The organism is Shigella sp. FC1661 (assembly GCF_001712525.1).
Classification (GTDB): domain Bacteria; phylum Pseudomonadota; class Gammaproteobacteria; order Enterobacterales; family Enterobacteriaceae; genus Escherichia; species Escherichia coli.
The window spans coordinates 1-11,257 of sequence record NZ_MDGW01000037.1 but is presented as its reverse complement, the minus strand read 5'-3'; the positions used below and the strand labels follow the sequence as shown (position 1 = coordinate 11,257).

The 11,257-nt window shown below is 50.4% G+C and carries 11 protein-coding genes and 1 pseudogene; 6 read left to right on the top strand and 6 right to left on the bottom strand.

All coding sequences use genetic code 11. The features are described 5' to 3' along the window. Both BFF42_RS27500 and gapA read right to left on the bottom strand, forming a co-directional pair. Window positions 1-124, bottom strand: a 124-nt coding sequence (locus tag BFF42_RS27500) for a hypothetical protein (RefSeq protein ID WP_227894989.1), incomplete at its 3' end; no start/stop codon positions are given. 107 nt (window positions 125-231) lie between these two features. Beyond that, entirely contained in the window at window positions 232-1,227 is a 996-nt protein-coding gene (gene gapA / locus BFF42_RS03100) for a glyceraldehyde-3-phosphate dehydrogenase (RefSeq protein ID WP_000153502.1), read from the bottom strand. Window positions 1,228-1,568: 341 nt separating this feature from the next. Between gapA and msrB the strand changes: the two genes are divergently transcribed. Together msrB and BFF42_RS03090 are read left to right on the top strand one after the other, a co-directional pair. Beyond that, the gene (gene msrB, locus BFF42_RS03095) at window positions 1,569-1,982 is read left to right on the top strand and encodes a peptide-methionine (R)-S-oxide reductase MsrB (protein WP_001284613.1); all 414 of its coding nucleotides are present in this window, start codon (window positions 1,569-1,571) and stop codon (window positions 1,980-1,982) included. A gap of 41 nt (window positions 1,983-2,023) precedes the next feature. Beyond that, window positions 2,024-2,296 (top strand): YeaC family protein, encoded by a 273-nt coding sequence (locus BFF42_RS03090; protein WP_001046790.1) that lies wholly within the window; start codon window positions 2,024-2,026, stop codon window positions 2,294-2,296. A gap of 160 nt (window positions 2,297-2,456) precedes the next feature. Here BFF42_RS03090 and pncA read toward each other — a convergent pair whose 3' ends face one another. The 3 genes from pncA to sppA form a co-directional block, all read right to left on the bottom strand. Continuing rightward, window positions 2,457-3,098, bottom strand: coding sequence for a bifunctional nicotinamidase/pyrazinamidase (gene pncA / locus BFF42_RS03085; RefSeq protein ID WP_001120535.1), 642 nt, complete (start codon window positions 3,096-3,098; stop codon window positions 2,457-2,459). A gap of 10 nt (window positions 3,099-3,108) precedes the next feature. Then, window positions 3,109-4,125: an asparaginase gene (gene ansA, locus BFF42_RS03080; RefSeq protein WP_001170149.1), complete on the bottom strand. Its 1,017-nt coding sequence runs from the start codon at window positions 4,123-4,125 to the stop codon at window positions 3,109-3,111. A gap of 166 nt (window positions 4,126-4,291) precedes the next feature. After that, window positions 4,292-6,148, bottom strand: coding sequence for a signal peptide peptidase SppA (sppA, locus tag BFF42_RS03075; RefSeq protein ID WP_001259824.1), 1,857 nt, complete (start codon window positions 6,146-6,148; stop codon window positions 4,292-4,294). 160 nt (window positions 6,149-6,308) lie between these two features. Here sppA and BFF42_RS03070 point away from each other — a divergent pair, with 160 nt between their 5' ends. The 4 genes and pseudogenes from BFF42_RS03070 to BFF42_RS03055 all read left to right on the top strand — a co-directional run bounded on the left by BFF42_RS03070 (window position 6,309) and on the right by BFF42_RS03055 (window position 11,089). Then, a complete protein-coding gene (locus BFF42_RS03070) occupies window positions 6,309-6,860 on the top strand; it encodes an NAD(P)H nitroreductase (protein ID WP_000339281.1) in 552 nt (183 codons plus the stop codon). Between the two features lie 116 nt (window positions 6,861-6,976). Then, window positions 6,977-8,020: a selenide, water dikinase SelD gene (gene selD / locus BFF42_RS03065; RefSeq protein WP_012421473.1), complete on the top strand. Its 1,044-nt coding sequence runs from the start codon at window positions 6,977-6,979 to the stop codon at window positions 8,018-8,020. A gap of 4 nt (window positions 8,021-8,024) precedes the next feature. Continuing rightward, entirely contained in the window at window positions 8,025-9,986 is a 1,962-nt protein-coding gene (topB, locus tag BFF42_RS03060; RefSeq protein WP_001235817.1) for a DNA topoisomerase III, read from the top strand. Between the two features lie 126 nt (window positions 9,987-10,112). Then, window positions 10,113-11,089, top strand: a pseudogene (locus BFF42_RS03055) (DUF1266 domain-containing protein). On the opposite strand, the gene BFF42_RS03050 reads toward BFF42_RS03055, so the two are convergent. Continuing rightward, a partial coding sequence (locus tag BFF42_RS03050; protein WP_001393844.1) for an IS1 family transposase occupies window positions 11,024-11,257 on the bottom strand: 234 nt, incomplete at its 5' end. The pseudogene BFF42_RS03055 and the gene BFF42_RS03050 sit on opposite strands and share 66 nt — an antisense overlap.

Here is an 11,257-nt window from a genome sequence, read left to right as displayed (position 1 = left end):
GGCAACGAGAGATGAGTTCGGGGTCGAGGTAATCCCCCAGAGAAGTCAGTGGGTTACGCAGAGAATCGTAACGGGATACCAGATCAAGAGCCTGTCCAATGTGCATAAAAAAATCCGGAAACAAGTGAGCGTTTCCGGATTCTTACACAGCCACTGGATCGGTCAACTGATCCTTAACTGATCGGCATTACGACCGAAGTCGCTCTTTTTAGATCACAGTTTCATCTCAACTTATTTGGAGATGTGAGCGATCAGGTCCAGAACTTTGTTGGAGTAACCGGTTTCGTTGTCGTACCAGGATACCAGTTTCACGAAGTTGTCGTTCAGAGCGATACCAGCTTTAGCATCGAACACGGAAGTGCAAACTTCGCCGTTGAAATCGGTAGATACTACGTCATCTTCGGTGTAGCCCAGAACGCCTTTCATTTCGCCTTCAGCAGCGGCTTTAACGGCAGCTTTGATCTGCTCGTAAGTTGCAGCTTTTTCCAGACGAACGGTCAGGTCAACTACGGATACGTTCGGGGTCGGAACGCGGAACGCCATACCAGTCAGTTTGCCATTCAGTTCTGGCAGTACTTTACCTACAGCTTTAGCAGCACCGGTAGAGGACGGGATGATGTTCTGGGAAGCGCCGCGGCCGCCGCGCCAGTCTTTGTGAGACGGGCCATCAACGGTTTTCTGAGTAGCGGTAGTAGCGTGAACGGTGGTCATCAGACCTTCGATGATGCCGAAGTTATCGTTGATAACTTTAGCCAGCGGAGCCAGGCAGTTGGTGGTGCAGGAAGCGTTGGAAACGATGTCCTGGCCAGCATATTTGTCGAAGTTAGCGCCTTTAACGAACATCGGAGTGTTGTCTTTAGACGGACCAGTCATAACCACTTTCTTCGCACCAGCGGTGATGTGTTTACGAGCAGTTTCGTCAGTCAGGAACAGACCAGTTGCTTCAGCGACAACGTCAACACCAACTTCGTCCCATTTCAGGTTAGCCGGATCACGTTCAGCGGTAACACGGATTTTTTTACCGTTAACGATCAGATGACCGTCTTTCACTTCAACGGTACCGTCGAAACGGCCGTGAGTGGAGTCATATTTCAGCATGTATGCCATGTAATCAGCGTCTAACAGGTCGTTGATTGCAACGATCTCGATGTCAGAACGTTTCTGAGCAGCACGGAAAACAATGCGACCGATACGGCCAAAACCGTTGATACCTACTTTGATAGTCATATATTCCACCAGCTATTTGTTAGTGAATAAAAGGTTGCCTGTAAAATTACAAAAACCTTACGCAGCGTCAAGCGGAATCGTGTCAATCATTGCGACAAATCAATCCTGTGCCTAAGCATTACGCGACTGACTCGCCTCACTCTTCCTTTGGGCTTGAAACCACATGGGGTCGGCTCCCCGAATTTTAAAGGGCAATTACGATAAAAATGTGATTTTCATCACGATTTAGGTGCAGCCATTTCGTCGAGATCAAGTTTAGGACAAAATTTTGCCAGTTGGTGTTAATGTTTTGTTAGAATCAGTCACGTAATGTGAGCACGATTAAAGTGAGATGTGAGCAAATGGCTAATAAACCTTCGGCAGAAGAACTGAAAAAAAATTTGTCCGAGATGCAGTTTTACGTGACGCAGAATCATGGGACAGAGCCGCCATTTACGGGGCGTTTACTGCATAACAAGCGTGACGGCGTATATCACTGTTTGATCTGCGATGCCCCGCTGTTTCATTCCGAAACCAAGTATGATTCCGGCTGTGGCTGGCCCAGTTTCTACGAACCGGTGAGTGAAGAATCCATTCGTTATATCAAAGACTTGTCACATGGAATGCAGCGCATAGAAATTCGTTGCGGTAACTGTGATGCCCATCTGGGGCATGTCTTTCCCGACGGGCCGCAACCAACAGGCGAACGTTATTGTGTTAACTCTGCTTCTTTACGCTTCACTGATGGCGAAAACGGCGAAGAAATCAACGGTTGAAAAAACGATTCAGCAACTTATTCCACAGGAGCGGAAAAATTATGAATCTTGATGACATTATCAACAGCATGACGCCTGAGGTATACCAGCGTTTGTCGACCGCCGTTGAACTGGGGAAATGGCCTGATGGCGTTGCGTTGACCGAGGAACAAAAAGAGAATTGCCTGCAACTGGTGATGCTGTGGCAAGCCCGCCATAATACCGAAGCACAGCATATGACAATTGACACAAATGGTCAGATGGTCATGAAGAGCAAACAGCAGTTAAAAGAAGATTTTGGTATCTCAGCAAAGCCTATTGCTATGTTTAAGTGAATGAGTTATCTAGTATTTAAGCCTGTTATTAAGGGAGGGCAAATATACTTGTTCGGACGTCGTGTTTTAGCTGCAAGTAGGTTAAATGCAACACTGACAAGTATTATCTGGCCTACAATGTCATTGAGGAAATGTAGGCCAGAGATGAATTCAACTAATATTACCCCTGTGTCTCTTCCCAGTCTGCCAGCGTATATAGCGTTGCCCCAGCTGCTGACATCTCCATAAACGCGTGTGCACTGTCCTGGGGCTGGATATTCACGCCACGACAACCATCGGTAATCACGTTCACCTTATAACCTAACTGTAACGCGTCCAGCACGGTAAACTTCACGCAATAGTCAGTAGCCAGGCCCATAACGATCAATTCATCGATTTCATGATCGCGTAACCAGTCATCGAGAGAGGTTTTCTGCCGACGGCCGTTATCAAAAAAGGCACTGTAACTGTCAACTAAAGGATTTTCGCCTTTATGGAACACCGCTGCGATCGCTTTTTGGTTCAGTAACGGATGTAATTGTGCGCCTTCACTGTTCTGCACACAGTGATCTGGCCAGAAGGTTTGTGGCAAACCGTCGAGTTGGCCTGGCGTATAAGGCTCTACACCGTGCTGACTGGCAAAACTGCCGTGATTCGCCGGATGCCAGTCCTGGCTGGCGATAACCGCTTCTCCGCGCGACTGGCACCAGTCAATAAGGCGGTTAGCAACCTCCACCGTACTGTCACCTTCCGGTACGGCGAGCGCGCCACCAGCACAGAAATCATTTTGTAAATCGACCAGTAACAGGGCGCGATGGGGCATTGCAGTCTCCTTAATCATCCGGCGTCAGTTCGCCGCGCAGGTTTTGGCTCATGGCCTTGCGAATGGTTTCAGTATCCAGTTCCTGGCTCAGCAGGTAATGCAGTTTGGTTAGCGTGGCTTCTACAGTCATATCTGCACCGCCAATAACGCCGGCATGGGCGAGGGCGTTACCGGTGGCATAACCACCCATATTCACTTTACCGGACATACATTGTGTCAGGTTGACCACCACAATACCGCGATCGCTGGCTTCTTGTAATTCCTGCAGGAAGGCTTTGTTTTGTGGCGCATTACCCACGCCATAGGAGCGCAGAATCAATGCTTTCACCGGTTGGCGCAGAAAATTGCGCACGACATCAGCAGAAATCCCCGGATAAATCGTCACTACGCCAATTGGTTGTGGCGTGATTGGATGAACGATTAATTCCCCTTCACCGTGCGGGGCGGGTGGCGTATTCAAACGACGAATATGGATACCAGCTTCCAGTAACGGAGGAAGGTTTGGAGAGGCAAACGCATCAAAACCATCGGCATGGGCTTTGGTAGTGCGGTTGCCGCGATACAATCGGTTATTGAAAAAGAGCGTTACTTCGTTGATCGGATAATTCGCCGCAACGTACAACGCATTCAGCAGATTAATTTGTCCGTCAGAGCGTAACTCAGCCAGCGGGATTTGTGACCCTGTCACAATGACCGGTTTACCGAGATTCTCGAGCATGAACGACAGCGCAGAGGCGGTATACGCCATCGTGTCGGTACCGTGTAGAATGACAAAACCATCATAGTCGTCATAGTGCGCTTTAATATCTTCAGCAATATGCTGCCAGTCATCCGGCGTCATATCAGAAGAATCCATCAACGGCGTATATTCATGAATGGTGAAATCTGGCATCTCCGGGCGATGGAATTCCGGCATCAGCGCCAGTTGGCGTTGTAGATGACCTGACACCGGAATATAACCCTGCTCGGAACGCTGCATCCCGATGGTCCCGCCCGTGTAGGCGACGTAAATTGATTTCTTTTGCATGATATTGATATGAATGATATCGAAAGAGCAAAAGTATATACGTGAGGCAGGAGGAGCGCACCTGATACTATGCGGATAAGGAAATATGGGGCGAGACAGCGGGAAGAGGATTCGTCGAGGTAAAAAATAATGTGGCCGACGATCTGTCGGCCACTCAGTACAAGACTTAACGCACGTTGGCGCAGGTCAGGCAAAACGCATAACGGTTTTGTGGGTCGTTAAACGCGGCCAGCTTGTCGCTTTCACTTTTAACGGTAGAGGCTACCGAGGCAAGCGGTGCAGGTAACATGGCCTGGAACGCATCTGGCAACATTGCCCGGACAGAACCAGACATGTTGTCCATCACTTTGTCGAAGAAGGTCGGTTCATCAACGTAGTATTCCAGATGCCACTGTTTCACTTTTGCGAGCTCTGCTGCTTTGGCAACCGCATCATCGAAATCCCCGAGACTATCGACCAGCCCGTTAGCTTTTGCATCCTGACCGGTCCAGACGTGGCCCTGGGCGATTTTATCAATTTGCTCCGGCGTCGAATGACGCGCATCAGCAACCAGCGTGATAAAGCGTTTATAGCCATTCTCAATGCTTAATTGCATCATCTGCTGCGCTTCCGGCGGCAGTGCCCTGGTGATAGAAACATCCGCCAGCGGTGAAGTTGAGACACCATCAGTATGAACACCAATCGAATCCAGACTATTTTCTACGGTGGTGATCACGCCGAAGATACCGATAGAACCGGTCAGGGTGCTGGGGTTAGCCACAATGTAATTAGCTGGCGTGGAAATCCAGTAACCACCAGATGCCGCCATGCCGCCCATCGATACAACCACAGGCTTACCCGCTGCCCGGGCTGCTGCCAGTTCAGCGCGAATCACTTCAGACGCGGTAACGCTGCCGCCTGGGCTATTAACACGCAGGACAATCGCTTTCACTTTCGGGTCAAGGCGAGCGTCGCGGATTTGTGCCGCAGTGGTATCACCGCCAACATTCCCCTGAGTTTCCTCGCCATCCATAATTGCGCCATTAGCGAAGACGACACCGATGCTGTCACCGGTATCTGCCGGCGTTTTCAATGCGTAATCGTAATAACTGATGGCGCGATAATTTTTATCAGTCTTACTCCAGCCGAACTCTTTGGTCAGAGCTTTTTCGATTTCGGCACTCGATGCCAGTGCATCGACCAGCTTGTTTTCCAGTGCATATTTCGCGGTATCGCCACCGGTTTTGGTTAAACCCTCAAGCAACCCTTGCGCGCCAGGGAATACCTGCTGAGCAGGGATCTGCCGGTTAGCGGCAACAGTATTCAGATAGTTTTGCCACAGCTCACCAATCCAGCGGCTGTCAGCTTCGCGGGCTGCCGGTGACATATCATCACGAATAAACGGTTCAACGGCAGATTTATACGTACCCACGCGGAACACATGGGTGGAAACTTTCAGCTTATCCAGCAACGATTTGTAGTACAGACCGTTGGTAGCAAAACCGTGCAGATCAACCACGCCTTGCGGTGACAGCCAAATTTTATTGGCGAAACTGGCGAGATAATATTGCCCCTGGCTGTAGTTCTCGCCAACGGCATAAACCGGTTTCCCGCTGTCACGAAACTCTTTCAGGGCTTTGCCGATGTACTGCATAGACGGCTGGTCGCCGCCTGCGAAGTTTTTCAGATCCATCACGATACCGGTGATATTGCGGTCGTCCTTCGCCTGGCGAATGGTGTTGACGATATCAAACAGTGAGTTTTCCTGCAGACGATCGGAACTGGCACCAAGCAGCTGGCGGCTTAATTTACTAAACCGCTGAGAACTGTCGGGTTTATCGACGATCACACCGGAAATGTCCAGCAGCAGTGCGCCACGACTGGCCGTTTCTTTCGAATCACCACCACTGACCTGCATCCAGATCCCCACACCAACCAGTACGAGGAAAATAAAGAACAGGTTAAGTACCATTTCACGGACGAAATTCAGCAGACGCCACGTCCATTTAAAAAATCCGGCAATAAATCGCCAAAGGGTTCGCATGTATTCTCCCAACTTAAGGTCACACCTGTCACAGGCGCAATAGATGTGGTTATCGTAATGACCCAACCGGCACTTGTCAGCAGGAATTGCGGACTGTGCTGTAACAAAATCCACTCTCGTGTTAATTTTGTGAATAAATATCACGACAGGAGTTAATCAAATGGATGCACTCGAACTATTGATCAATCGCCGTAGCGCCTCCCGCCTGGCTGAACCCGCGCCAACGGGTGAACAACTGCAAAACATCCTGCGTGCGGGTATGCGTGCGCCGGACCATAAGTCCATGCAACCGTGGCATTTTTTTGTGATTGAAGGGGAAGGGCGCGAGCGTTTCAGCGCCGTACTGGAACAGGGGGCGATTGCTGCCGGTAGTGATGACAAAGCTATCGACAAAGCCCGTAATGCGCCGTTCCGCGCACCGCTCATCATCACGGTGGTGGCGAAATGCGAAGAAAATCATAAAGTCCCGCGATGGGAACAGGAAATGTCTGCCGGATGCGCGGTCATGGCGATGCAAATGGCAGCCGTTGCCCAGGGATTTGGCGGCATCTGGCGCAGTGGCGCATTAACTGAAAGTCCGGTAGTGCGTGAAGCATTCGGTTGCCGTGAGCAGGATAAAATTGTCGGTTTTCTCTACCTCGGCACGCCGCAGTTGAAAGCATCTACGTCGATTAACGTCCCGGACCCGACGCTGTTTGTAACTTATTTCTGATAATTGTCGCGAAACTGTCTGGATTGTGAGCAAAGGCGCAGGAATTCAGACACTCTCACTTATCACTTCACGGAATGAGGGTTACCATACCCGGATTGCATTGACAGGAGATGTCCATGAGCGAGAACTCGATTCGTTTGACCCAATACAGCCACGGAGCTGGTTGCGGCTGTAAAATTTCCCCAAAAGTGTTGGAAACCATCCTGCACAGTGAGCAGGCGAAGTTTGTTGATCCGAATTTGCTTGTGGGTAATGAGACCCGCGACGATGCGGCGGTGTACGATCTGGGCAATGGCACCAGCGTTATCAGTACCACCGACTTCTTTATGCCGATCGTTGATAATCCTTTCGATTTTGGCCGCATTGCGGCGACTAACGCCATCAGCGATATCTTCGCGATGGGGGGCAAACCGATTATGGCGATTGCGATCCTCGGCTGGCCGATTAACAAACTTTCCCCGGAAATTGCCCGCGAAGTAACCGAAGGTGGACGCTATGCATGCCGTCAGGCGGGTATTGCGCTGGCTGGCGGTCACTCCATCGATGCGCCGGAGCCGATTTTTGGTCTGGCGGTAACGGGGATCGTACCGACCGAGCGGGTGAAGAAAAACAGTACCGCACAAGCCGGATGCAAACTGTTCCTGACGAAACCGCTGGGGATCGGCGTTCTTACCACGGCTGAGAAAAAATCACTGCTGAAACCAGAACATCAGGGACTAGCGACGGAAGTGATGTGCCGGATGAACATCGCAGGCGCGTCCTTTGCCAACATCAAAGGCGTAAAAGCGATGACCGACGTTACGGGCTTTGGTCTGCTGGGCCATTTGAGCGAAATGTGTCAGGGCGCAGGTGTGCAGGCGCGCGTTGACTATGACGCGATCCCAAAATTGCCGGGGGTTGAAGAGTACATTAAGTTGGGCGCAGTGCCTGGCGGCACCGAACGTAACTTTGCCAGCTACGGTCATCTGATGGGTGAAATGCCGCGTGAAGTGCGCGATTTGCTGTGCGATCCGCAAACTTCTGGCGGTTTGCTGCTGGCGGTCATGCCGGAAGCAGAAAATGAGGTCAAAGCTACAGCCGCCGAGTTTGGCATTGAACTGACGGCAATTGGCGAACTGGTGCCAGCGCGCGGCGGTCGTGCCATGGTTGAGATTCGTTAATTCAATGCGGTTGTTTATTGCCGAAAAACCGAGTCTGGCGCGCGCCATTGCTGATGTCCTGCCCAAACCGCACCGGAAAGGCGATGGCTTTATCGAGTGCGGTAATGGTCAGGTGGTGACCTGGTGTATCGGTCACCTGCTTGAGCAGGCGCAGCCAGACGCCTACGACAGCCGCTATGCGCGCTGGAATCTTGCGGATTTGCCGATTGTCCCGGAAAAGTGGCAATTACAGCCCCGACCCTCCGTGACCAAACAACTTAACGTCATCAAACGCTTCCTGCATGAAGCCAGCGAAATCGTTCACGCCGGGGACCCGGATCGTGAAGGGCAACTGCTGGTGGATGAAGTGCTGGACTATCTGCAACTGGCACCGGAAAAGCGCCAGCAGGTGCAGCGTTGCTTGATAAACGACCTGAACCCGCAGGCGGTTGAGCGGGCGATCGACCGTCTTCGGTCCAACAGTGAGTTTGTGCCATTGTGCGTTTCTGCGCTGGCGCGAGCGCGTGCCGACTGGCTGTACGGCATCAATATGACCCGTGCGTATACCATTCTCGGTCGCAATGCCGGTTATCAGGGCGTACTTTCCGTGGGACGCGTGCAGACACCCGTGCTCGGGCTGGTGGTGCGCCGCGATGAAGAGATTGAAAACTTCGTGGCGAAAGACTTCTTTGAAGTCAAAGCACATATCGTGACACCTGCCGATGAGCGGTTTACCGCTATCTGGCAACCGAGCGAAGCGTGTGAACCGTACCAGGATGAAGAAGGGCGCTTGTTACATCGTCCACTGGCGGAGCATGTGGTTAACCGCATTAGTGGTCAACCAGCAATTGTCACCAGCTATAACGATAAACGGGAATCAGAATCCGCGCCGCTGCCTTTTTCGCTTTCGGCGTTGCAGATTGAAGCGGCAAAACGCTTTGGTCTGAGCGCGCAGAACGTGCTTGATATCTGCCAGAAGCTGTACGAAACGCACAAGCTAATCACTTATCCGCGTTCCGATTGTCGCTATTTGCCAGAAGAACATTTTGCCGGACGCCACGCGGTGATGAATGCCATCAGCGTTCATGCACCAGATCTGTTGCCGCAACCAGTGGTAGATCCAGATATACGCAACCGCTGTTGGGATGACAAAAAGGTCGATGCACACCACGCCATCATCCCGACCGCACGGAGTTCTGAGATCAACCTGACGGAGAACGAAGCGAAGGTCTATAACCTGATTGCCCGTCAGTACTTGATGCAGTTCTGCCCGGATGCGGTGTTCCGCAAGTGTGTTATCGAACTGGACATTGCCAAAGGCAAATTTGTCGCTAAAGCGCGTTTTCTTGCTGAAGCAGGCTGGCGCACGCTGTTAGGCAGCAAAGAGCGCGATGAAGAAAACGACGGTACGCCATTGCCTGTGGTGGCGAAAGGCGATGAGTTGCTGTGTGAAAAAGGTGAAGTGGTAGAGCGGCAAACCCAGCCGCCGCGCCATTTTACCGATGCAACACTGCTTTCGGCGATGACCGGGATCGCGCGCTTTGTGCAGGACAAAGATCTGAAAAAGATCCTTCGTGCGACCGATGGTCTGGGGACAGAAGCAACCCGTGCCGGGATTATTGAACTGCTGTTCAAGCGTGGTTTTCTGACCAAAAAAGGGCGCTATATCCACTCTACCGACGCCGGAAAAGCGTTATTCCATTCGCTGCCAGAAATGGCGACGCGACCGGACATGACCGCGCACTGGGAATCGGTGCTGACGCAAATCAGCGAAAAGCAGTGTCGCTATCAGGACTTTATGCAGCCGCTGGTGGGGACGCTATATCAGCTTATTGATCAAGCCAAACGTACGCCGGTGCGGCAGTTTCGCGGCATTGTGGCTCCGGGCAGTGGTGGCAGTGCTGATAAGAAAAAGGCTGCACCGCGTAAACGTAGTGCGAAAAAAAGTCCGCCAGCAGATGAAGTCGGAAGCGGGGCGATAGCGTAAGCGAGTGAATCTTTCGTGCTATTCGAGTCATATTCTGAAATATCCAGCGAATCAAGAAAATTCGTTGGATATTTTTTTGCATGGATAAAATTATCGCCTCTAAAGTATGTAATAACAGGGAATGTGATGAAAAAAGTTTTATTACAAAACCATCCTGGGAGCGAGAAGTATTCTTTTAATGGCTGGGAAATATTTAATAGTAATTTTGAACGGATGATTAAAGAAAATAAGGCCATGCTGCTTTGTAAGTGGGGGTTTTATTTAACATGTGTTGTCGCTGTAATGTTTGTGTTCGCAGCGATAACATCCAACGGTTTGAATGAAAGAGGCCTGATTACCGCGGGATGCTCTTTTCTTTATCTATTAATTATGATGGGGCTTATTGTTCGGGCCGGTTTTAAAGCAAAAAAGAACAACTGCATTATTATCAGGCTAAAGGTATTGAGCCGCTCAGTATCGAGAAGTTACAGGCGCTACAATTGATCGCACCTTATCGATTCTATCATAAGCAATGGTCTGAAACGCTGGAGTTCTGGCCGCGAAAGCCTGAACCTGGCAAAGATACCTTCCAATATCATGTGCTTCCTTTTGACTCGATCGATATCATAAGTAAAAGACGCGAGTCTTTAGAGAATCAATGGGGTATCGAAGATAGCGAAAGTTATTGTGCCTTAATGGAGCATTTTCTTTCTGGCGACCATGGAGCCAATACCTTTAAAGCAAACATGGAGGAAGCCCCAGAGCAGGTTATCGCCTTGTTGAATAAATTTGCTGTTTTTCCCTCAGACTATATCTCTGATTGCGCTAATAATCGCTCCGGTAAATCCTCGGCGAAGCTAATATGGGCGGCGGAATTATCATGGATGATCTCGATATCAAGCACAGCTTTTCAAAACGGGACAATTGAAGAAGAACTGGCCTGGCATTATATAATGCTTGCTTCTCGAAAGGCGCACGAGTTGTTCGAAAGCGAAGAAGATTATCAAAAAAATAGTCTAATGGGATTTCTTTACTGGCATATCGGTAATGACTCCAACTTACTGATAGTGTTTTATGTTCAGATAATGCCCGATGACCTTGTCATGCAGCTCCACCGATTTTGAGAACGACAGTGACTTCCGTCCCAGCCTTGCCAGATGTTGTCTCAGATTCAGATTATGTCGCTCAATGCGCTGAGTGTAACGCTTGCTGATAACGTGCAGCTTTCCCTTCAGGCGTGATTCATACAGCGGCCAGCCATCCGTCATCCATACCACGACCTCAAAGGCCGA

Coding starts and splice junctions, on each gene's coding strand:
- gapA (WP_000153502.1), bottom strand. CDS start 1,227: ATGACTATCAAAGTAGGTATCAACGGTTTTGGCCGTATCGGTCGCATT.
- pncA (WP_001120535.1), bottom strand. CDS start 3,098: ATGCCCCATCGCGCCCTGTTACTGGTCGATTTACAAAATGATTTCTGT.
- selD (WP_012421473.1), top strand. CDS start 6,977: ATGAGCGAGAACTCGATTCGTTTGACCCAATACAGCCACGGAGCTGGT.
- BFF42_RS03070 (WP_000339281.1), top strand. CDS start 6,309: ATGGATGCACTCGAACTATTGATCAATCGCCGTAGCGCCTCCCGCCTG.
- BFF42_RS03090 (WP_001046790.1), top strand. CDS start 2,024: ATGAATCTTGATGACATTATCAACAGCATGACGCCTGAGGTATACCAG.
- topB (WP_001235817.1), top strand. CDS start 8,025: ATGCGGTTGTTTATTGCCGAAAAACCGAGTCTGGCGCGCGCCATTGCT.
- sppA (WP_001259824.1), bottom strand. CDS start 6,148: ATGCGAACCCTTTGGCGATTTATTGCCGGATTTTTTAAATGGACGTGG.
- ansA (WP_001170149.1), bottom strand. CDS start 4,125: ATGCAAAAGAAATCAATTTACGTCGCCTACACGGGCGGGACCATCGGG.
- msrB (WP_001284613.1), top strand. CDS start 1,569: ATGGCTAATAAACCTTCGGCAGAAGAACTGAAAAAAAATTTGTCCGAG.